This window comes from Halodesulfovibrio spirochaetisodalis (assembly GCF_001672295.1).
GTDB classification, from domain to species: domain Bacteria; phylum Desulfobacterota; class Desulfovibrionia; order Desulfovibrionales; family Desulfovibrionaceae; genus Halodesulfovibrio; species Halodesulfovibrio spirochaetisodalis.
This window is the reverse complement of the sequence record NZ_JXMS01000012.1, coordinates 55,966-79,157: the sequence shown is the minus strand read 5'-3', so window position 1 is coordinate 79,157 and position 23,192 is coordinate 55,966. Positions and strand designations below refer to the sequence as shown.

The 23,192-nt window shown below is 44.8% G+C and carries 17 protein-coding genes and 1 tRNA gene; 16 read left to right on the top strand and 2 right to left on the bottom strand.

The window, feature by feature from the left end:
- Positions 1-843: 843 nt before the first annotated feature.
- From SP90_RS08635 to SP90_RS08570, 14 genes are all read left to right on the top strand, one after another.
- Positions 844-1,041, top strand: coding sequence for a hypothetical protein (locus SP90_RS08635; RefSeq protein ID WP_066854608.1), 198 nt, complete (start codon positions 844-846; stop codon positions 1,039-1,041).
- 152 nt (positions 1,042-1,193) lie between these two features.
- The gene (locus SP90_RS08630; RefSeq protein ID WP_066854607.1) at positions 1,194-2,660 is read left to right on the top strand and encodes a hypothetical protein; all 1,467 of its coding nucleotides are present in this window, start codon (positions 1,194-1,196) and stop codon (positions 2,658-2,660) included.
- A gap of 86 nt (positions 2,661-2,746) precedes the next feature.
- On the top strand, positions 2,747-4,714 hold the full coding sequence (locus SP90_RS08625; protein ID WP_066854606.1) for a calcium-binding protein: 1,968 nt from the start codon (positions 2,747-2,749) through the stop codon (positions 4,712-4,714).
- A gap of 71 nt (positions 4,715-4,785) precedes the next feature.
- Positions 4,786-6,939 carry a type I secretion system permease/ATPase gene (locus tag SP90_RS08620; protein ID WP_066854605.1) on the top strand — a complete coding sequence of 718 codons (2,154 nt, stop codon included), beginning with the start codon at positions 4,786-4,788 and terminating at the stop codon, positions 6,937-6,939.
- Positions 6,932-8,305: an HlyD family type I secretion periplasmic adaptor subunit gene (locus SP90_RS08615; RefSeq protein ID WP_066854603.1), complete on the top strand. Its 1,374-nt coding sequence runs from the start codon at positions 6,932-6,934 to the stop codon at positions 8,303-8,305. The genes SP90_RS08620 and SP90_RS08615 overlap by 8 nt, the downstream gene beginning before the upstream one ends.
- Before the next feature lie 385 nt (positions 8,306-8,690).
- Positions 8,691-9,350 carry a (Fe-S)-binding protein gene (locus SP90_RS08610; protein WP_066854601.1) on the top strand — a complete coding sequence of 220 codons (660 nt, stop codon included), beginning with the start codon at positions 8,691-8,693 and terminating at the stop codon, positions 9,348-9,350.
- Positions 9,351-9,723: 373 nt separating this feature from the next.
- Entirely contained in the window at positions 9,724-10,785 is a 1,062-nt protein-coding gene (locus SP90_RS08605; protein ID WP_066854599.1) for an extracellular solute-binding protein, read from the top strand.
- Positions 10,786-10,851: 66 nt separating this feature from the next.
- Positions 10,852-11,934, top strand: a complete 1,083-nt coding sequence (locus SP90_RS08600) for an ABC transporter ATP-binding protein (RefSeq protein ID WP_066854597.1) — start codon at positions 10,852-10,854, stop codon at positions 11,932-11,934.
- A gap of 1 nt (position 11,935) precedes the next feature.
- On the top strand, positions 11,936-12,802 hold the full coding sequence (locus SP90_RS08595) for an ABC transporter permease (RefSeq protein ID WP_066854596.1): 867 nt from the start codon (positions 11,936-11,938) through the stop codon (positions 12,800-12,802).
- Positions 12,799-13,659 (top strand): ABC transporter permease, encoded by an 861-nt coding sequence (locus SP90_RS08590; RefSeq protein WP_066854594.1) that lies wholly within the window; start codon positions 12,799-12,801, stop codon positions 13,657-13,659. Before SP90_RS08595 ends, SP90_RS08590 begins: the two co-directional genes overlap by 4 nt.
- A gap of 257 nt (positions 13,660-13,916) precedes the next feature.
- Positions 13,917-14,465: a TetR/AcrR family transcriptional regulator gene (locus SP90_RS08585; protein WP_066854592.1), complete on the top strand. Its 549-nt coding sequence runs from the start codon at positions 13,917-13,919 to the stop codon at positions 14,463-14,465.
- 76 nt (positions 14,466-14,541) lie between these two features.
- Positions 14,542-15,069 carry a GNAT family N-acetyltransferase gene (locus tag SP90_RS08580; protein ID WP_066854590.1) on the top strand — a complete coding sequence of 176 codons (528 nt, stop codon included), beginning with the start codon at positions 14,542-14,544 and terminating at the stop codon, positions 15,067-15,069.
- Positions 15,070-15,996: 927 nt separating this feature from the next.
- A complete protein-coding gene (locus SP90_RS08575; RefSeq protein ID WP_066854588.1) occupies positions 15,997-16,194 on the top strand; it encodes a hypothetical protein in 198 nt (65 codons plus the stop codon).
- Positions 16,195-16,351: 157 nt separating this feature from the next.
- Entirely contained in the window at positions 16,352-18,277 is a 1,926-nt protein-coding gene (locus SP90_RS08570; protein WP_066854586.1) for a P-loop NTPase fold protein, read from the top strand.
- A gap of 77 nt (positions 18,278-18,354) precedes the next feature.
- On the opposite strand, the gene SP90_RS08565 is transcribed toward SP90_RS08570, so the two are convergent.
- Positions 18,355-18,441: transfer RNA gene (locus SP90_RS08565), tRNA-Leu, on the bottom strand.
- Positions 18,442-18,520: 79 nt separating this feature from the next.
- Positions 18,521-18,886 (bottom strand): hypothetical protein, encoded by a 366-nt coding sequence (locus tag SP90_RS08560; protein WP_066854584.1) that lies wholly within the window; start codon positions 18,884-18,886, stop codon positions 18,521-18,523.
- A gap of 372 nt (positions 18,887-19,258) precedes the next feature.
- On the opposite strand from SP90_RS08560, the gene SP90_RS08555 reads away from it, so the two are divergent.
- Positions 19,259-20,569: an alkaline phosphatase family protein gene (locus tag SP90_RS08555; protein ID WP_066854582.1), complete on the top strand. Its 1,311-nt coding sequence runs from the start codon at positions 19,259-19,261 to the stop codon at positions 20,567-20,569.
- A 438-nt stretch (positions 20,570-21,007) separates the two neighbouring features.
- The gene (locus tag SP90_RS08550) at positions 21,008-23,164 is read left to right on the top strand and encodes an ATP-dependent helicase (RefSeq protein WP_066854580.1); all 2,157 of its coding nucleotides are present in this window, start codon (positions 21,008-21,010) and stop codon (positions 23,162-23,164) included.
- The last annotated feature ends 28 nt before the right edge of the window (positions 23,165-23,192 follow it).

The following is a 23,192-nucleotide window of genomic DNA, read 5'->3' as shown; positions in this document are numbered from 1 at the left end:
AAAGTCGCATGCCTACCTAAAGCTGACGGAATGACGACTCTGTTAAACAATACACTTACCATTATGACGTAAAACCTATCGAATTAACAGAAAATGACTCGTATAGTGAAGCCGTTAACACGCATTTCGGAATCAAACTTGACGCTACCTACGCAGACCTGCGCCTGTACATGAATAACCAATAGTACTAGGTTGCAAGTTATTACTTTTTCTCCCCCATCAAGCCGTACTATTCATAGAGCGCTATCAGTTTATGCTATCAACACGTTCATGTACCAATATTTAATCGGGAGTGCAGAGGTCATACAACACCTGCAAGGGAAAAGCCTCTCGCCGACTATGGGCGGTGTTTAGCTCCCGATTTTTTAATTACTAGCATCATAGTAAACTCCCTCAGCTACCTGCCCACGATTGACACCAACTCCCAAAAAATACTAATTTTCACTTAGGTGATCTCAAACACCTACCCTTATAGTCACAGGCGGAAACCCGCTCCCGTAAGTAGTGGTTTTGCTGCGTTCGACGAGCAAGATGCACGATCCCTAGGATTAGTGCATCTTGTGACTAGGAAGCAGCGTTACTAACATACGCCAACATTTGGTCGGGAGTACGAAGGTCATACAATACCCGTAAGGGAAAAGCCTTCTGCCGTTTCCTGTGAACGGTTTGAGAACTCCTGACCTTTTTTATTGGCTAAGGTAAACTTCTCAAAACTCAAACAATTCGCAGGAGTAGCCACATGGCACAATCAACAATCTTTCCCTCCGGAATCCCACCAAGCACTACCAACGTTATCCCCCTCACTGATCGCAAAGATAATACGATCAATCGGAGGCTAGCAGCATGAATCAACAAACAGAACATGTTGGGCAGACAGACCACGTAATGAATCTGTACGAGATTGCCCGTTCCCTCAGATACATGCACGAGGATTGCAGTGAACGGTATCCTGAACTTGTCTTTATTCTGAAAAGCATGGAGACATTTGTATACAATGCCGCCGCTCACTTTGATGGTATGGAAGAGCGGATGAAAGAATAAACAACACTGAAGTGGAATCATGAAGCCCCCTGCGAATGCAGGGGGCTTTTTTGTCGTAAATTTTCAAACTAGCCCCGCTACCCAAAGGACTTAGAATTTATTTTTTATATTTCTTAATATTAAACACGATATGTTAGTAGGAGGTTACCAACATGAAAATTTCAAATTTAGATTCAAAATACCACACCAATAGAGACACACTTAAAGCATGTTCAAAACAACAGCTTGATGATGCAACTATCAAAACGAAAAAACTGAATGCAGACATTGAACAGCACAGTCCTCACAAAGCAACTTCTGACAAGGAACTTTCCCTTAAAGAAATAGGCGATGTAATCGCCTTATCAAAAGAGTCATTAGCTCGCTCACAAGAGGCAAGTAAATTATCACAAAATGAGTCATCTTCAGTGCAACAAGAAGAATTCATTCCAGTAATTAAATCCAATATCAACCACACCACGCTAGCTGGAAACAAATTTACTTTTAAAGATACTAAGCAAGGTTTGCTTGTCGATGTGACAACTAAAGATGGAGAATCATATCAAGTTAAAATTGGCAGCGAACTCATTATATCTGAGGATAAGGACGGAAATTTACGTTTTAATGATGAATGCACTGATGGAAATGACATTGTCGTAAGCTTTTCAAAAGACGTCACAACAGGCTCAGGTGACGACTTTGTATTGTTAATTGAAGATTCAACTCGAAATCAACTTCGCTCAAAAGTGCATATTGATCGGCAAAAGACTACCATTGATACTGGCCCCGGAAACGACACCATTCATGTTGTTTCAAACCTTGATAAGATCATCGATATAAAATCAGGTTACGGAAGTGATAACATCACCGTGAAGTCGAGTGAAAAATTTGGTGATGCTCAAGGCGTTGAAGTACATCTAGATTCCGGCTCAGGCGATGACACCGTACACGCATCCAATTTATACGGAAGCAGCATTATCACTGGTGATGGAAACGATAAAATCACTGTCGATAACTCGTATGGACTAGGAATAATGACAGGGGATGGAGACGATGAACTTTCACTTAGCACCGTTAATAGAGTCTCAGCATGGATGGGCAAAGGAGATGACATTCTTGACGCCCAGCATATTGGAGTTACAACTCAACGTTTTCAACAAATGAAACATCGAAATGGATTCACAAGCCATGGTGGTACAGAGACTCTTGAGAGAAGTACAACAAACTATATCTATACAGGCTCAGGCGATGACACCATTACACTTGATCAAGTAAATAAAATGGAAGTCTGCACAGGCTCTGGAAAGAATAAAATTACTCTGAACGGTGCAGTGAAAAACACATATTTTCTATGCGCTGGTGGAGACGTTACCTTCACATTTAATGGGGATATTAGCAGCAAACTTAATAACGTTATGTTCCTACAACTCTCAGATGAGTCATCCAGAAAGCTACACGAAGCATTAAAGCATTCATCCAAAGATACAAGCATCAAAGTCTTCACCGGTTCACTCGGAAAATATAGTTCCAATATTGGTGTTAATATTAGTGGCGGCAAAGAAAAATTAAAACAAGAAGTTAGGTACCAAGAAGCTCTGTACAGAGAACTCATGGATTTTAACTTAGATGAATATGCCTAAGAATGCATTTTCACTCTGAAAACTAAAAAACATTGCATCAAGTCCTCCCCCCAAAAAAATATAAAACAATATAATAGGAGAAAAAAATGAGCCAACCAATTAAACCTCACGACAGTTACTTAAAAGAGTTTTTAAAAGACCATGTTGTTGAAATTAGAAACCCAAATGGAGACCCTAATAACCCTAAAGGAGACCACGGCGGATTCAGAGTCATTGAACATCTTGAAGAAGGTACACACGAAGTAATCTATTCCAGCTCAGAGGGCACAATTATTGATGGTGACCAATATGGAAAGAACTTTCACTTAATATATGACGGGAATCCTGGTAATAGCCAAAATCTCGGAAGGTTTGTTTATAACCATGAATATGGCTCTGACAACCTTCGTTCATTTAAGGATATTTTTCATGGTGGAGGCGGTGATGATTGGATTTTTGGTCAAACAGATACAGATATTTTATATGGCCATGATGGCAATGACTACCTTAACGGTGGCTCTGGGAATGACAAGTTGTATGGTGGAAAAGGAAACGATGTATTAGAGGGTGGTAAAGGTGCAGACATCATCGACGGTGGTGAAGGCTTTGATACAGTCTCCTATGCTTCCTCTATGTCCTCTGTCACTATTGATTTAACAACAAATACAGTGACAGGATCTGATGCAACTGAAGATACACTAATTAGTATTGAAAATGCCACAGGTTCTATGGGAGGAACTACAATTATTGGGAATGATGAAGACAACGTTCTGTCTGGTGCCAGTTTGGACGACGTGATTCACCAGTCTTTTTATTCTGAACACAAAGAGCAGATGCTCAAAGAGTTTACTATAGAACAATTAGAAAAAATCGATAAAAACCACCCGTACTATAAAATGCGAGAACGAGAAGCATCTGAACATATTAAAACGCAATTTATTGGTGCCGCATCTTTTAAAGATCACCTTAGCGGTGGCAAGGGAAATGATACGCTGTATGGCTATGAAGGGGACGACGTACTCAACGGTGGCGAGGGAGATGACTTATTAATCGGAGGAGAAGGAGCTGATCAACTTATTGGTGGCGAAGGTTTCGACACTGCCTTCTATATTAACTCTGAGGAAGGAGTGCAGATTTCTCTTGCAGATGGAACCGCCACTGGTGGAAATGCGGAGGGAGACACCTTTGAAAGCATCGAACGCATCCAAGGCTCAGATAAAAATGATACGCTAATCGGTGACGATAATGCAAACCAATTTCATGGCGAAGCTGGTGATGATACTTTATCTGGCGGAGGAGCCACTGACATCCTGAGCGGTGGCAAGGGTAATGACCTGATTAACGGTGGTGATGACGCTGACCTGTTATTTGGTAATGAAGGAAATGACAGACTATACGGGGACAGCGGTAATGACAGCCTTAACGGTAATGAAGGTGACGATAAACTCTATGGTGGAGTTGGCAATGACAGCCTCGAAGGTGGTGCTGGTGCTGACCTGCTTGACGGTGGAGATGGAATAGACACCGCAACCTACATCCACTCTAAAGCAGCCGTTAAGGTAAATCTTTCGGGTGGAGTATGCTCCGGTGGCGAAGCCGAAGGTGACACACTTACCAACATTGAAGAGCTCCAAGGCTCTAACTTTGCGGATGAACTTGTCGGTTCTATTAATAATGACAAAATCTTTGGTATGGGTGGCGATGATATCATCGTAACCGGTGCAGGACGAGACATTATCGACGGTGGAGCTGGAACAGATTATCTGGCAGGTGGCGAAGGAGACGATATCTACGTCTTCCGTGCAGGTTCCCAAATTGATACTGTAGTCGAAAACGCTAATGAAGGAACAGACACTGCATATTTTGACGGTGTGACGTCTGTAAATATTTACAAACAGAATAATAATCTTCTCATTGGCGTAAATGATAACAAAGACATTATGCAATTTAAAGATTGGTACGCAAGTGATGGTTCATACACAGTAGAAAACTTCTACTTCGCTGCATCTAATGAAACATACACAGCTGAACAATTTGCCAGCTTTGCAGTAGATATCACTAAAACTACAGCTTAAATAACTAGAACGGTCTTGTTCTGCAGAACAAGACCGTTCTTTCTATCTTTTAAACTTGCTGAGACCACTTTATGGCACAACAAAGCATTGATACCGGATTATTTTGCATAATATATATTGCTCGATTCTTTGATATTGAAGCAAATGCAGACACACTCTTGCATGAATTTAGGGCTGATGAAAAAAATCTATCCGAACAGCAACTGCTAAACGCAGCATCCTCTCTAAAACTCAAAGCAAAGGTTAAAAGCTGGAAGCTGGACGAAGCTAGCAATATTCCTTTTCCTGCTATGTTTTTAACAAAAGAGAACACATGGTGTGTTATCGGAAAAATAACAGCAGACTCTGCTCTCATCCGCAATCCTCTGAGCACAAAAGCTGAAAGCATTTCGTTGGATGAGCTTGCTGCCATGTGGAATGACAAGGTCATTCTCCTTGCTAAACGAACCATACTTCCATCAGCTATACGGCAATTTAATATAGAGTGGTTTATCCCCTCAATAAAAAAATATAAACGATTGTTGCTCGAAGTGCTCTGTGCCTCGTTCTTTCTGCAACTATTCGGATTAATGACTCCGCTGTTTTTTCAAGTGGTTGTGGACAAAGTTTTAGTACATAAGAGTGCAACAACACTAGATGTTCTCGCCATTGGCTTTTTGGGAGCTTCAATATTTGAAGTCCTCTTGAGCGGGCTTAGAACGTGGCTTTTCTCACACACAGCGTACCGTATTGATGTTGTATTAGGTGCCCGTCTTTTCAATCACTTAACAAAGTTGCCTGCAGCGTACTTTTCCAGCCGAAGAGTTGGCGACTCTGTTGCGAGGGTTCGAGAACTTGAAACAATCAGACGTTTTCTCACGGGTTCCGCACTTACTCTTATCGTTGATCTATGCTTCACTCTCGTTTTCTTTGCAGTCATGTTTCTCTACTCACCTCTGCTTACAGGTGTAGTCGCCGGTATTATGCCCTGCTATATACTGTTATCTGTGTTCGTAACGCCGTTGTTGCGTAAACGATTAGATGAAAAATTCATGCGGGGAGCCGATAATCAGGCTTTCTTAGTAGAAACAGTGACTGGAATTCAGACGGTTAAATCCATGGCTATTGAACCGCAATTCCAACGTTCCTGGGAAGAAAAACTTGCTGATTATGTTCGTTCGGCATTTAAAGCCGACAACCTAGGCAACATTGCGGTACAAGCAACACAATTTTTCTCAAAACTGACCACACTGCTTATTATCTGGATAGGAGCCCACTCCGTAATGAACGGGAGCATTACAGTCGGACAGCTTGTAGCTTTTAACATGATGGCACAGCGAGTGAGTGGCCCAATCTTACGCTTAGCAAAGCTGTGGCAAGACTTCCAGCAAGCTGGAATTTCATTAAAGAAGTTGGGAGATATTCTAAATACACCAACTGAAAATCAAGGTAATGCACAGCTCTCTCTACCGCCGATTAAAGGCGCAATTCAATTGGAAAACATTGACTTCAGATATTCCGCAAAAGCTCCACGAGTCCTTAAAAAGGTATCTCTCAGCATTAATCCAGGAGAATCCATAGGAATTGTTGGGCGTTCAGGGTCTGGCAAAAGTACAATAACGAATCTTATACAACGACTATATGTGCCAGAAGAAGGCAGAGTCTTAATAGACGGTATGGATATCAACCTTCTCAGCCCTGCATGGCTTCGCAGACAAATTGGCGTTGTGCTGCAGGACAATCTTCTGTTCAACCGTACTATCAAAGATAATATTGCCGTTGCTGAACCAAGCATTCCAATTGAAGCTGTCATACGTGCCGCAAAGCTAGCAGGAGCACACCAGTTCATAACGGAATTGACTGATGGGTATAACACGATTGTGGGGGAACATGGCAGCACTCTCTCGGGAGGACAACGCCAGCGAATCGCTATTGCCCGTGCGTTACTCACAAATCCGCGCATTCTTATTTTTGATGAAGCAACCAGTGCTTTAGACTATGAGTCTGAATATATCATCCAGCAGAATATGAAAGCCATCAGCCACGGTCGAACTGTCTTAATTATTGCGCATCGACTCAGTACAGTAATGAATTGCGATAAAATCGCCGTTATCGACAAAGGAAAAGTTTTAGAAATTGGTACACATAAAGAGCTTATTGCATCCAAGGGATACTATGCCAACCTGTGGAACTACCAAACAGCCGGAGCAACCGCTATGACGTATTCCGAGGTAGTTAATGCGTAACTTTTTTTTAAAGCTGTTTGGCATCACACGCCCCACAAAAGGTACTGACTTCCTCCCTGCCGCGCTGAGAGTAACTGAAACGCCTCCATCGCCAACAGGGCGAGCTATTATGATGTCCATTATGGGAACATTCGTTTTTATTACTATTTGGGCATGCTTAGGAAAAACAGATGTTGTCGCAATTGCGTCGGGCAAAGTAATCCCAAAAGGAAACATCAAAACAATACAAGTACTGGAAACCGGTACAATCAGTAACATTGCTGTCAAAGATGGTGTGCATGTCAATGAAGGTGACATTCTCATTGAAATGGACATGACATCAAGCCAAGCCGACATTGACAGGCTTGATCGTAATCTCATGGAGCTAACGCTTGAAGCAGCAAGAATTAACGCATTGCTAAATTGGGATATTGAAAATTCTCCAGCGCCATCAAGTCTGACATTGTTTTTTGATCAGCAAACACCTCCCCGCCATCTCCTGTTGTCGTATGAAGACCAAGTTCAAGAAGATGCACGGGCACTTATCGCTCAACTCTCTGTAATAAGAAACAAAACAAAAGAGCTCACTGCAAAAAAAAATAGTATTTCCTGCAAGTTGGAAAAGCTCAAAAAACTACTGCCAATCTCTAAAAAATGGGCAGACTCCTTAAAGCAGCTTTACGAACAAGGAATGGGTAGCGAATACGACTGGCTAGTGCGCGAGCAAAACAGGATCACTTTAGAGCAAGATCTGCACTCTGAGACGCAACTACTAAATGAAGCAAAATCAGCTATCATATCTACTCAAAAAGAAGCGGAAAAAGCTATCGTGACCTTCAGACAACAACTGCTTCATGAAAAAAACCAGAATTCATTGCGACTTGCTGAAGTTGAAAAAGAGTTGATTAAAGCCCGCCGTCGCAAGTCCTTACAATGTATCGTGGCTCCAGTTTCTGGGACAGTGCAGCAACTGAAGGTTCACACCATTGGCGGAGTCATCGAAGTAGGAGAAACAGCGCTGTCACTTGTGCCAGATGATACCGGACTTGAACTTGAGGTTCAGGTGCTGAATAGGGACATCGGTTTCGTTTATCCGGGACAACATGTTGAGGTAAAACTAGAAGCGTTCCCCTATACCCAATACGGGACAATAGAAGGAACTATTCGCTATGTGTCTGCGGATGCTGTTCTCGAAAAAAATATTGGTTACGTATATCTGACGCAGATTTCACTCGCAAAAGAATACCTTGTAATTAACGACAAAAAACTCAACCTTGTTCCAGGAATGACGGCATCTGCTGAAATTAAACTTCGAAAACGCCGCCTGATAGAATTCTTTCTATCCCCTCTACTCAAGTACACAAGCGAAAGTATGCGCGAACAGTAGCTGACTTGGCTAATGCTTCAAAGAGGATTGTTCTTACGAGTAGTTCAAGAGTAAGAAAATCCATGCCTACGTAAGCAAAAGCCTTCTGCCGTTTCCTGCAAGCAGTATCCTGAACTTGTCTTTATTCTGAAAAGCATGGAGACATTTGTATACAATGCCGCCGCTCACTTTGACGGTATGGAAGAGCGGATGAAAGAATAAACAACACTGAAGTGGAATCATGAAGCCCCCTGCAATGCAGGGGGCTTTTTTGTCGTAAAAAATGCAGGACACAGCGCAAGTATTGCCTGACTTGCTTCCCAACACTACTGCCTGTACCACACAGCAATATCTGGGTCGTTTTTCCATCCCGCAACGGGTAAGAGACCACTAAGGAGATAACACAATGACACGCAAAACATATTTCAACCCGGGCTGTGCGCTGAGTATTTACAAGCCGGAGATGGAAGAGACCATTTTGCACTTCCTGAATCAGAACTATACAAAAACAGAACTCCATAAAATCTGCTGCCGACATGATCCGCAACTGGATGCAGGTTCAGTCATCATCAACGTGTGCGCAGGGTGTGATAAGCGTTTCAGCAGCCTATACGAAGGGGTTACAACCATATCACTCTGGGAAGTGCTGGACAGTCTGGATTTATTCAACTTCCCAGACTACCAAGGTGCACAGATGTCCGTTCATGACGCCTGCCCTGTTCGTGGCAAAGCTGAAGTTCACAGAGCTGTTCGTAGCCTGCTGACCAAAATGAATATTGAGATCATTGAAGCCGAACGCCATAGCGCACGCTCAGTATGCTGCGGTGATGATTTTTATCCGAAACTACCTATGGAAAAGGTACACGGATTAATGAAAAAACGTGCTGACTCCATGCCGTGTGAAGACGTCTGTGTCTACTGTGTATCATGCATCAAGTCGTTATATATTGGCGGAAAAACTCCCCGCCATTTAGTTGATCTTTTACTAAACGAGCCGACTGACCCGCAAGAATACGACACCGTAAAATGGCACAAGCAGTTGCAGAAATATATCGACCAGCACTAAAAACTACTATGTAGTGCACCATCTGTTCTGTGATGGTGCACTGCTCTCCCTCATTACTTCCTTCAAAATTATTTTCACCAGCATCTCCCCTCACTCCATCTGACACTTAGTGACTGACTAAGTGATGAATTAATTCTCGACGAAACGAGTAGACATCGTACCTAAGAGAAGTTGATCCCCCCTCTTTGATCGTTCAACATTCCCTCAAGAAAAGATCACTCAAAAAAGTTTGTAATTATAGACTATTACAGATTAAAACTTGATATAAAGCCTGTTCCGTGCGAAGCGTTAACGAAATGTAACATAATTGTACTAAAAGGGCGTCAACGAACTTAGAGAAGGATTATTTTTACTTTATTTTAGGAGAATTACGGTGAAAAAGGCTATTCTGCTTGCGTTAATGATGGTTCTTAGCTTTACGTTTTCAGCTCATGCTGGAGAAACCTTTAACCTGCTCACTTGGAAAGGCTACGCGCCTACCGAACTGATTAAAAAGTTTGAAGCTGAGACCGGCTACACTGTCAAAGTTACCTACTCCAATAACGAAGAAATGATTGCGAAGCTCAGAGCAACTCGCGGCGCCGGCTTTGACCTTGCTCAACCAAGTCAGGACAGAATCTCTTCTGTTCAGAAAAAATACTCAATCTATCAGCCGATGGATTACTCCCAGATTAAAAGTGCGCTTTTTATTCCGTCCATGCTCAATGCAGTAAAACGTAACACAGCAGTGGAAAACAACTCCTACGCTGTTCCATTCTGCTGGGGCACAAGCGGCTTAATCGTTAATACCGCAAAAGCTCCCGGTGCTACCGACTACACTGCACTTATCAGTGAAAAATACAAAGGTCGCGTTAGCTACCGCTTAAAACGCCCTACTCTCATCGCTATGGCTTTTGCTATGGGTAAAGATCCTTTTGCTCTGTACGGCAGCCCAACTGAATACAAAAAACTCATGAACAAAGTTGCTGATGAGCTCATCAAAGCAAAGCCTATCGTTAAGAACTACTGGACTAACGGCGATGCACTGCTTCAGTCCATGCGTTCCGGCGAAGTGACTGTTGCTATGGCTTGGGATAACGGCGGCTGGAAGCTTCATGCAGAAAACAAGGACATTGATTTTATTGCGCCTGCTTCCGGTGCACTTGGCTGGATTGATACCTTTGCTATTCCTGCCAAAGCTAAAAACACCAAAGCTGCATACGCTTGGATTAACTTCATCATGCGTCCAGAAAATGCAGCAATGTTCACAAACAAAGAGAAATACGCAACCGCTGCTGTCGGTGTTGCTAAATTCCTCGATAAAGCTGTAGCAGACAACTTCTCCAGATCATTCTCTGAAGATACTATTGATAATATCAAATGGTATCCGCCAGTGCCTGCTCATATTGAAGCTATTGAAGGCAAACTGTTGGATAAAATTAAAGCAGCAAACTAGTGTGCATAGGAGTGGCCTGTACAGGTCACTCCTTTTTTTACGAGTATTTAACGAAGTTTGGATTTAATGAATATTGATTTATCAGCGAAAGATATTGTTAAGAAATTTGGTGCACTCACAGCAGTAAACAATATTTCTTTTGATGTTCCCAAAGGGTCATTCTTTTCTATTTTGGGCCCTTCCGGTTGTGGCAAGACAACACTCTTGCGCATGATTGCAGGTTTTGACCACCCCACATCCGGCTCTTTGAAAATTTGCGGAAGAGACATGCTCGGCATTGCCCCGAACAAACGCCCTGTTAATCTGGTGTTCCAGCATCTTGCACTGTTTCCAATGATGAATGTCAGCGAAAACATTGCATTCGGACTACACAGAAGAGGCGTTGATAAGCAAACCATACAGAAAAAGGTACACGAGATCCTTGAGCGGGTAGGTTTGCCGGAATATGCCAACAAACGGATAGACCAGCTATCCGGCGGACAAAAGCAGCGCATCGCCATTGCCCGCTGTCTTGTCCTTGACCCTACAGTTCTGCTGCTGGACGAGCCGCTGGGGGCGCTCGATCTGAAGCTACGCGAACAAATGAAGGTAGAGCTTAAAAAACTTCAGTCAGAAGTGGGCACGACCTTTATCTATATTACACACGATCAGTCTGAAGCACTTGTCATGTCCGATTCTGTTGCGGTTATGCAAAACGGTGTATTTGAACAGATCGCATCACCAAGAGAATTATACGCAGAGCCAGCAACCTCTTTTGTTGCCAGCTTTGTCGGGGACAACAACACATGGTCTGCAACGGTTTCCGGCATTGAGAACGACTGCATTGCCGTTGAAACCGATTCTAATCTGCACTTTAAAACCCGAAGCAAAGACAACGTCAGCATCGGGCAAAAGGTAGATCTTTTCTTACGCCCAGAGGCCATTGTTATTAACCCGCATGATGTTTCCGGCCTGAACCTGCTTCAGGTAACGGTGAAAGCCGTTCTGTTTGATGGAGCCAACAGTCGTCTTCTCACAGTGACAAAAGCAGGCAGGGAACTGACAGTCTCATTGCCGCAGAACAGACAGTACGACTACATCCAGAAAGGTGACCGCATATCACTCGGCTGGTCGCCAGAGTCCGGTATCTGTTTTAAAAGAGAAGAGTAATATGACAGCGTTTACCAAGAAAAAATCTCTGCTGTTCTGGCTCTTCCTAGCGCCGGTTATTGGCTGGCTTGGCTTGCTGATCATTATTCCGCACATCGACTTGCTGATCATGTCGCTTAAAGCGGAAAATGACATGGGTGATCTGGTCTGGAGCACAGCAAACTATATGGAATTCTTCAGGGAGCCTATTTACTGGGTTACCTTTGTGCGCACTGCACTGTACTCTGTGATTACCACAGTTGTTACGCTGATGATCTCTTTTCCCATCGCATTCTATATTGCCAAAGTTGCCAGCAACAAACTGCGCGGAGCCTATGTTATCCTGCTTCTGCTGCCATTCTGGGTGAGTGAGCTGGTACGCGTGTACGGCTGGATGATCCTGCTGCGCGAGTCCGGCGTGCTCAACTTCTTTCTCTTGAAGCTCGGCATTATCACCACCCCGATTGAGATGCTGTATAACGACGCAACAATGATCATGGGTCTGGTCTATTCTTCCATGCTCTTTATGGTTGTTCCGCTCATTTCTGTTATGGAAAGTCTGGATGACAGCCTTGTGGAGGCTTCGTTTGATCTCGGTGGCGGGGTTATCTCGACAACATGGAATATTATTATCCCGCATGCAAAACCGGGGATTACATCCGGCTGTATTGTGGTGTTCATGCTGTCGTTGGGGAACTACCTTACCCCAAACCTTATGGGCGGAAAAAACTCGCTTTGGTTTACAGAGCAGATTTACAACCAGTTTATTGCGAGCTTTAACTGGAATCAGGGCGCTGCATTCGGCTTCCTTTTGCTGTTGCTCTCCTCGTTAATCATCTGGTTCGGCCTTAAAGTTACCAAGCAAACATTAGGCAAGGTGGTAGCATGATCCGGTCACTTCCTAACCCTAGATGGTATAAAAGCGGCTATTCAATCTTTGTTGCATGCTTCTTTATTTTCCTCTTTGCCCCACTGCTGGTGACGTGTGTTCTGGCGTTCAACAACTCCAACTTCCCCTCACTTCCGTGGTACGGGGCAACACTGGACTGGTTTTTTGCCAACACGCCTGACAGAGTCGGTATTTTTCATGATGCAAACAACTTGCGCTCTATCATGACAAGTATTCAGACCGCGTTCTTTGTCTCCATCCTGTCCGTCACCGTCGGTACATGTGCTGCCTTCCTGTTCGAGCAGGAAGACTTCCGTTTCAAGCAGCAGCTCTACTTCATCATGCTGGCACCGCTGGTTATTCCGGGCGTAATTTTGGGTATCTCCCTGCTGTTGGCCAGTAACACAGCGGGAATGTACTTTGAAGATTCATTCGGACTGGATGTTCCCTTGTTCAGACCGGGGTTCTGGCTGGTGGTTGTTGGTCAGTTCTCGTTTATTACAACGTTTGTCACCCTGCTGATTTCCGCCAGACTCAAGAAGTTTGACAGAACACTGGAAGAAGCTGCCCTTAATCTTGGTGCAACACGGTTTGAAGTAATCTGGCATATCACTCTACGATTCTTACGGCCTGCCATAGTTAGCGGCCTTGCAGTGTCATTCCTGATGAGTTTTGAAAACTTCAACACCACCCTGTTTCTGGTGGGTTCAGAACCGACGCTCCCCATCAACCTGTACCTGCAGGTACGCGATGGCTCGACGCCTGTAATCAACGCAATTTCACTGCTACTCATGCTTGGAACATCTGTCTTTATCGCCATTAACCTTTTGGCGAGTAAGAAGAGTGCGGAATCCTAGATGAATCATCTGTAGAAAATTCATCACGGCGTTTCCGCCAGTAAACCCGATAGTACCAATAACAAAAGCCTTCACAGCGATTTATACGAATCACGGTGAAGGCTTTTGCTTTTCAGGCACTCGCTGAACAAGCTTCATTATAAAACAATTATCCGTTATAGTTATGACACCGTGAATGCGACAGTTGACAAACAAAGCAAATCCGTTAAAAACAATGACTGACCGACCGGTCAGCAGCGCTAGTACAGGATGTAGATATGGACAAACGACAATTAATTATTGAAGCAGCAATTGAACTTTTCTGTCTGAACGGATTTGACAAGACATCTACATCTGCGATTTGCACAAAAGCTAACGTATCTAAGGGGCTGGTTTTCCATCACTTTAAGAACAAGAATGAACTGCTGCGCGAAGCATTTGCAACAATAGCCACTGTTGTCGAAGAAGTATCCGGTAAGATCGATATGACTGGTCAGCCTAAAGACAGATTGCTATCACTGATAAATACTATTTTTGACTCCATGGCGCAGCCGGAACACAGACGACTGTATCAGTTCAACTTTAATGTAATGATGCAGCCATCCACGCGAGAAATCATCGCCGACTTAATTGCAGAAAGAAGCCAGTTCCAGCGTGGGATTGTAGGCAGCATATTTTCAGCAATATCTGAAGAAAACAGCCACATTCGCAGCCTGTTGTTCATTGCAGAGATAGATGGCATTGCCATGCATTACCTCTTCTCTGAAGAAGAATTCCCGTTAGACCTCATTAGAGAACAGTTCATTAAGAAGTATTGTGAGCCATAAGGCTCCATTTGAAAAATTTTTTACCCAACCCAGTGACCGACCGGTCGGTCAATGCGGATTAAAAAGGAACACGGAAATGAAAAGATCAGAAAAAGAAATTGCAGAAATCAAAGAATTGCACCTGATAGCCTTTGGCGAATCAGAAGGCCCTATGGTTTCTGAGTTGGCTGCTAACTTACTTGCTGACCCGAAAACAATCTCAATTGATGTAGTCAGAGATGGCAAACGAGTCGGGAATATTCTTTTTTCCCCGCTTACCCTCGTCGATCACCCTGACAAAAAGTGCTACCTGCTCGCTCCAATCGGCGTCCTGCCAGAATATCAAGGAGACAGGATTGGTAAGGAGCTTATTGAAGAAGGCGTAAAGCAACTTGGCGCTATGGGCGTAGATGCTATCTTCGTTCTGGGATACCCGAAATATTACGGCTCCAGAGGCTTTGCCCCAACATGGGTTCTTCCACCATTCCATGACACATTGACCAGAATTGATGCATGGAAAATGCGAGAAATCAAATCAGGCTCAATGGCGGAAGTTGGCGGAAAATCCATTGTTTCCGACGCAATGATGAAGCCTATGTACTGGGACACAACAAGAAGAGATTAGTATGGTTGAGGGAGTCACCTCCCTTTACCCGACACTGCTGAATTTTCTTCGCTCACAAGGGCTGGCATTTCATCAATGCCAGCCTTTTTTAGTAGCCTTGCTCCGTACTTCCCCCACCTTACATCCAGTTGACACCAACTATCTTAAAAGACTAGTTTTAACCTGCTGTAATCTTTACCTACGGCATTCGTTTCCGTAATCAGCGTTCTTGGTGAGGTAGGCTTAACAAGCACCGTCCCTAGAATGAGCTATATATTTAGGTCGGGAGTATGAAGGTGATACAACACCCACAAGGGAAAAGCCTTTTGCCGTTTCCTGTGTAGCGGTTTGAGAGCTCCTGACCTTTTTACTCCTTTCATATCACCAATATTTGGATCGGGAGTGCGTAGGCTATACAAAACCCGAATGGGGAAATCCTTCCGCCGCGCTGAGTGGCGGTTTGAGAACTCCCGATCCTTTTCCTATTCTCTATGAAGCCATGCAGATAGCACACCGGCGCTCTGTCCAAGATTGACACCTGCTCCTAAAAGAGACTAATCTCTGCATAGGTGCTCTCAAACACCTTACCAAAGGCGGTTAACCGCTCCCGTAAAAGTGGCTTTTTGCGTTCTATGAGCAAGATGCACGATCCCTAGGATTAGTGCATCTTGTGAACGGAAATATCATTACTTGCATATACCAAATATTTTGGTCGGGAGTGCGAAGGTCATACAACACCCGAAAGGGAAAAACCTTCCGCCGTACCTTTGGACGGTTTGAGAGCTCCTGACCTTTTTTATTTAGCTAAGGTCAACTTCTAGAACTCTCAAAGTACCAAAGGAGTTGCTACATGACACTATCAGTCACTTTTCCCGCCGGAATCCCACCAAGAACCGTTACTCTACTTGTTGATCGCAAAACAAATACGATCAATCGGAGGGTAGCAGCATGAATCAACAGATCGAACATTCAGATCAGACAGATCATGTAATGAATCTCTACGAAATCGCCCGTTCTCTCAAATACATGCACGAGGACTGCAGCGAACGATATCCAGAGCTTGTTTTCATCCTGAAAAGCATGGAAAAGTTCGTCTACGCTGCCGCCGCTCACTTCGACGACGCAGAAGGGTTGGTGAGGAAGTAGAAAGATGTTGGAATGGAATTAGATGAAATGAAGAAGCCCCCTACGGTTGGTAGGGGGCTTTTTTGTTTGTCTTTGCAACAACCTACCCCACTAGACATTTACAACGCCCATCCATATACAAGATTATCTATAGCGACAAATAGTTACAGGAGTGAATATGACTCAAGCTCAACGGCCATCGCCAAACAAGCATATTGAAGAATTTCTCGAGTACTACTGTTCTTTACCGCAGTCTCCAGACTATGCCATTTTACTCACTGGGAAATGGGGGGCTGGCAAGACACATTTTATAAAAAAACAAATTAAACAGTTAGAACAGTCAGAAAAAAAATTTATATATGTCAGCCTCTATGGAATGACAGATTGTAATCAAATCCAAATAGAATTCTTTAAGCAACTTCATCCCGTTTTAAGCTCAAAGGGAGTTCTTTTAGCAGGCAAATTTGCAAAAGGCTTTTTAAGAGGAGCATTTAAAGTCGATTTAGATGACGATGGTAACGCTGATGGCACGGCTTCACCACAGCTCCCTGACTTATCATTACCTGAATACTTGCAAGACACAGAAAGTAGAATTCTAATTTTTGATGACTTAGAACGCTGCGCCATCCCTATAGAGACAGTCCTTGGGTATATAAACGCCTTCGTTGAACATGGAGAACACAAAGTCATTATTCTTGCGAACGAAGAGCGCTTTGAAGCTACAAAAAAAGACTATAATAAAATAAAAGAGAAGGTTATTGGAAAAACATTTTCAATAAAACCAGAAGCAGACATTGCATATGAAGGGTTCATAAGAGAAGTTCGCTCAGAATGTCTCTGCTCATTTTTTCAACAACATAAAAATGAGTTACTCAAAACATTTCATGTTGCTAAACACATGAACTTGCGTCACCTGCGTCAAGCGACTCAAGACTTTGATCGCCTTTACGAAAAACTGCCTTCAGAAATCTCTGAACATGAAGAATTACTTCTACACTTTGCCCACCACTTCTTTGCACTTTCATTTGAAATTAAATCTGGCGACGTTACAAAAGACGAAATTAAACAGCACGAGAATGATCTTGAACATTTTGCAGTAATAGAAATGCTAGCCGAAGATTCTAGCAACCCCAAAGAACTCCCCAAAAACATATATAAAAACCTTCGAAAAAAATATACGCATTTCACTTTTAACTCTTACTTACTTTCGAAAGAAGAGTGGGTAGACCTTCTTTTCAATAGTATTATTAATATTGACTCCATCTCCACTCAATTAAAAAACTCACCAATATTTCAAGAGGAACACTCTCCGGCGTGGGTGCAACTTTGGAACTATACCAAGTTATCTGACAATGAGTTTGATCAACTTTGTAGCACTGTTGAAAATCAGTTAAAAAACGATGAATTGTTACGTGGCGGAGAAATCCTTCATGTCGCTGCTATGCTTATCTCGTACAGCAAAAAAGGGTTGAATGTACCTAACGTTGAAGAATTAACAGAAATTTCAATTAAAGCAATTGACGTTGCTACAGCCAATGCTAAGTACGTTCCATTTCGTGATTCAAGTGTTACAGATGGGTTTGATGATGCATGGCAAAATAAAATATTTCACGATGGAGATGCCTCAGACTTTCTAAAAATCAAAAACCATCTCTTAGAAAAAGAAAAATTTCTTCGTGAAGAAACTTATGAGCAGACTTTAGATAAAATAATTCCGTTGATAAAAGGGGCAGGAAAAAGTTTTTACGATTTTTTTGCCAACAGCTCTCTATACCGAGAAACACCAATCCTTCATCTCCTTCCCGTTGAAGAAGTCACAGAGTCCTTTATCGATAACGTTCACAAGTCAGGGTATTGGGTTTCAAGAGGATTGGAAGAGCGATATAAACTCTCAGTACACGCTATTGCATTAAGTGACGAACTAGCTTGGTTTGAAAAAATTATAGAAAACCTAGAAACAAAAGTTACCCAACGCAATTCTAAAATATCTGGTGTTATTATTGAACGTTACTTAAAACAGTACTTGCATCCAACCTTAAAGCACTTCAAGGAAGCATTAAACGCTACCCAACAGCACCCCAAACAAGAAGGATCATCAACCTAATAGTCTAACAACTAACCAAAAACAAAAAAAGCCTTCACAACGATTCGTTAGAATCACCGTGAAGGCTTTTTTATCTCTGGTACCCGGGGCCGGACTTGAACCGGCACGTCCGTGAGGACGAGAGATTTTAAGTCTCTTGTGTCTACCAATTCCACCACCCGGGCACAGAAAAGGTGAAGACTTCTATACCGCTAGGCGGGATGTCGTCAACCACATTATGCATTTTTTTTGCTTTTTCTCCAACTATAGACAGAAAGCGGATGATATTTCTATTCCGGCCTCTTTCCATGCACCGTTTTCGAACTGAAACAGGGTAGAAGTCTCTAAGTTTTTCTGGATGGCATACAAGCGTGTTACGGTCTTTTCCGGTAAACATGGCAGAACAGCATCACAGAGCGTATGCAATTGTCCTTCGTCGTACTCGTTGAGGACAAACTGAATCCGCAATCCGTCGTCCAGCGCGAAAAAGTCCACGTGCTCTGCGCCCTGCTCGCGTAGCGAGTCGGTAAGCTTTTCTTTTACGTCGTCTTCGCACTCGATAAGCTCTGAGTAGCTGAGTTCCGGATTGTACCGTACGTAACCTAACACTTCGCAATCAAACGTAGCCATCAATAACTCCTGCTTTGTAAAATACGTGCGCAATACAAGCCATTCCGTACAGGTTCTGTCAACCTTCTTGCTACTGCTACGTGGGCACCAAACAGGTCAGCATCCCCCGCAGGCACTTGGTTCCGTCCTTTTTATAATGCTCCTGACGGTTATACAACTACCCATAACCTATCCACAAAAGCCCTACCTGCCAGATTAAGCTAACTCTGTGCAGTACACGGAATGAGAAAAATTCAGCGCGACGTATATAAAACCATATGTGAGCACCTGATGTTTTCGAAAAGACGCCGCAATGCGCGGGGTTGTCAGCAATCTGTGCTTTTCCCGTTTCCCCTCTAGCCCTGCACATGCCCATCTGGTAAACACGTGGTCATGTCATTGATAGTAGAAAACACCAACAGCAACGGAAAACTCGTTGTGCTCGGACTGGACGGGCTGCCGCTGTCGCTTGCCCGAAAACTGGCTGCAACAGGACGTTTTCCGTCCCTTGCACGGCTTACACCTTCAGCAACTGAAATGCAGGCAGAACTGCCGGAACTGTCCCCTGTTAACTGGACAAGCTTTTACACAGCAGCAGATCCCGGTGAACACGGCGTGTACGGGTTTACCCGTATTCACAGCCGCGACTATACAATGGGGCTGTGTAACTTTGAGCAGCCGCAGCACCCTACTATCTTCGACAGACTCGGTGAGGCAGGTTATCGGACAAGAAGCATTAACTTACCGAACACTTATCCTGCACGAGCCATCAACGGCATGCTGATTTCCGGCTTTGTTGCGGAAGAGCTGTCCCAAGCGGTCTACCCTAAATTTCTGCTCAATATGCTCGGCGCAGATTTTCTGCTCGAAGCAGACACCACCACCGGAGCCAGCGATCCTGCGTTTCTGCTCGACCAGCTACGCAAAACACTGGCAGCACGAAAGCGCGCCTTCTCCCTGCTCTGGAAAGACGGTGCATGGGATCTGTTTATTTTTGTACTCACCGAAACGGACAGGCTTTTCCATTTCCTCTTCGATGCCGTGGAAGAACCTGCGCACCCGTGGCATGCCGAATGCCTGAGCCTGCTGGAAGAATGGGACAGTCTGATAGGTGAAGTGCTCGACGCCTACGATGCACTGCCGGAGCCAAAGCGACTTATGTCACTGGCAGACCACGGCTTCACGCGCCTGATAACAGAGGTTGATCTAAACGCGCTGCTCCGCGATATGGGACTGTTAGCAACACAGCTGCCGCCCGAAGCCTGCAACGAGCTTGATCCGCAACAGATATCTGCCAGATGCAAAGCTTTTGCGCTTGACCCGGGGCGTATTTACATCCACGCTACCAGCCGGTTTGCACGCGGCACTATTGCCGATTCAGACATTCCTGCGCTAGAACAGTCCATAGCCGAACAACTCATGGCCGTTACCTACAACGGACAGCGCGTGTTCAAACAAATCCACAAAGGACAAAAGCTCTACACAGGCAAAATGGCGCAGTTTGCACCAAACCTCGTGTGCGAGCCCGTAGCAGGATTTGATCTCAAAGCGAAATTTAACAGAAGGGAACCGTTCGGATTTTTCGGCAGAACCGGAACACACACCGTACAGGATACCTTCTTTTACGATAGCCACAACGCACAGCCGCAACGCGTGCGGGATGTCGGCACTGAAATTTTACGACACTTTGATCTTGAAAGGTAAACCCATGCCTCCGGCGGTGTTTTTTGGTGAGACTTTTGTCTTCAACGAGCCTCCGGCGGCCAAAGAACCTTGTTGAAACAAGGTTCTCTGGACTCTCCAAAAACTTTTAACTGCGATACCAGCCCGTTTTTGGAGTAGCCTCGCGGCTTTTGCACCATTACCTTTCAGATACGAAAATTTATATCCCCAGACCCGCTAGCACCCCTAATAAGATTTTTAGGAAGGGAGTCTGGGGGAGAACCCACTTTCTGTGTCCCAGTCGATCGCAAAAGATACGGCAGGAAAACAACACGGTTCCCTTATTCACGAACCGACAAACTTTCAGAGCCTCTCGGTGTCCTACCCTTTTTCAGGAGGGGGAGTGCAGAGGGGGAACCTCGTTTTTTGAAAAAACGGGGTTCCCCCTCTGCCCGCCGGAGGCATAAAAAAAACATCACCATGATTGATTACAAAAATGAATTGAACCCTGCCCAGTACGAAGCGGCAACGACACTTGAAGGCCCTATGCTTGTTATTGCGGGTGCCGGCTCCGGTAAAACCCGTACGCTGGTGTACCGTCTTGCGAACATGATCGAACAAGGCGTTTCGCCACACGAAATTTTGCTGCTTACGTTTACGCGCAAGGCATCGCAGGAGATGCTCCAGCGTGCTGCGGAGCTGCTGGGACATTCTGTCGGCAACATCACCGGCGGCACGTTCCACGCATTTGCGTATTCTGTTTTGCGCCAGAATCCGCCTGATGAATACGAAGGCTCGCTCTCCATTATGGACTCTGCGGATGCAAACGGAGCGCTTAAGTACTGCAAGGACACGCTTTCAATCGGTAAGGGTGACAAGTCGTTCCCGAAAATCCAGACCGTTATGGGCATGTTGTCCAAGAGCCGTAACAAGGAAATGGATCTGCACGACATTTTGCGCCGTGAAGCATTCCACCTTGCTGCATACCGTGACGACATTGCCACTATCGGCACCGAGTACGAGCAGTACAAGGCGCAGCACGGTTTGCTGGATTACGATGACCTGCTCTTTAAGCTGGAGCAGCTTCTTACTGTGAACAAAGAGGTTCGCGAGTATTACCAGCAGCGGTTCAAGTACATCATGGTGGATGAGTATCAGGATACCAACCTTGTGCAGGCGCGTATTGTGCGACTGCTTGCGGGCGGGCACGGCAATGTTATGGCTGTGGGCGACGATGCGCAGTCTATTTACGCATTCCGTGGCGCAAACGTGCAGAACATTCTTGATTTCCCAAAACTGTTCCCGGGCTGCAAAATGGTTAAGCTGGAAGAGAACTACCGCTCTATTCAGCCTATTCTTGATCTGACCAACTCCATTCTTGCCGAAGCACCGCAGGCGTTTCAGAAGAACCTGTTCTCCAACAAGAAAGACGGAAGAAAGCCGGAAGTGCTTCTTCCGCTGTCTGACCTGACACAGGCAAAAATGGTGGTGGATAAGATCGGCAAGCTGCGCAAAAAATACAAGAACAACGAGATTGCTGTACTGTTCCGCGCGGGCTACCAGTCCTACCATCTTGAGATGCAGCTGAATAAGCTTGGTTTGAAATTCCGCAAATTCGGCGGACTAAAATACTCTGATGCTGCGCACGTCAAAGACGTAATGAGCTATGTGCGCTTGCTGATGAACCCGCTTGATTTACCGGCATTCCACAGACTAACCGCCAATATCAAGGGCGTTGGCCCTAAGACATCTATCCGTATTTATGAAGCAACACAGGCTGAAGACCCGACCAAGTTGCAAAAAGCACTGGTTCGCTACCCTGACCTGCGCGAAGACCTTGATCTGATCGACTCCTTGCGCCGTCAGCGTCTGGAGCCTGTAGAGCTGCTTGAAGAGGTGCTTGCGCACTACAAGCCAAAGCTTAAGACCATCTATCCGGATGATTACCCGCGTCGTGAACACGGGCTTGAGCAGCTTGTGCAGATTGCGTCCGGCTACTCAGATATCGACATGTTCCTGTCTGATCTTTCACTGGAAGACCCGACACAGAAACAGGAAGAAGAGAATCCGGAACTCATTACGCTATCCACAATCCACTCTGCTAAAGGCCTTGAGTGGGACGCTGTGCTTATCATCGATCTGGTTGAAGATCGCTTCCCTTCACGCCATGCCGTACAGAAAGCAGATGAGTTCGAGGAAGAACGCCGCCTCATGTACGTTGCGTGCACCCGTGCGCGTAAATACCTTGGCCTGTTTGTGCCGTCTTCTTTGTATGCACGCGGCACTGGCGGCAACGAGCCTGCTATCCCTAGCCCGTTTGTGCGGGATATTCCGGGTTCCCTCTATGAAGAATGGCGCGAGAACTACGCAGGCACCGTCACCCAGACAGCACGTCCTACCAGCACGCCGCCTCACCGCGCACCGCAGAAAAGCGGTTCTACTACGAAGCCAAAACCGAGTGCAGCATCTGGAAGCAGCGGCAGCAGCGTGAGCGGTGGAAAACTTGGACACTGCACACACAAAATTTTCGGACGCGGCAAGATTATTCAACATCTGCCACCAGACAAATACCGTGTGAACTTCCCCGGCTTCGGGCTGAAAGTCATTATGGAAGCATATTTAGTTATGGAAGACTAACCCAATATCCATGACCAATTCCGGCAAA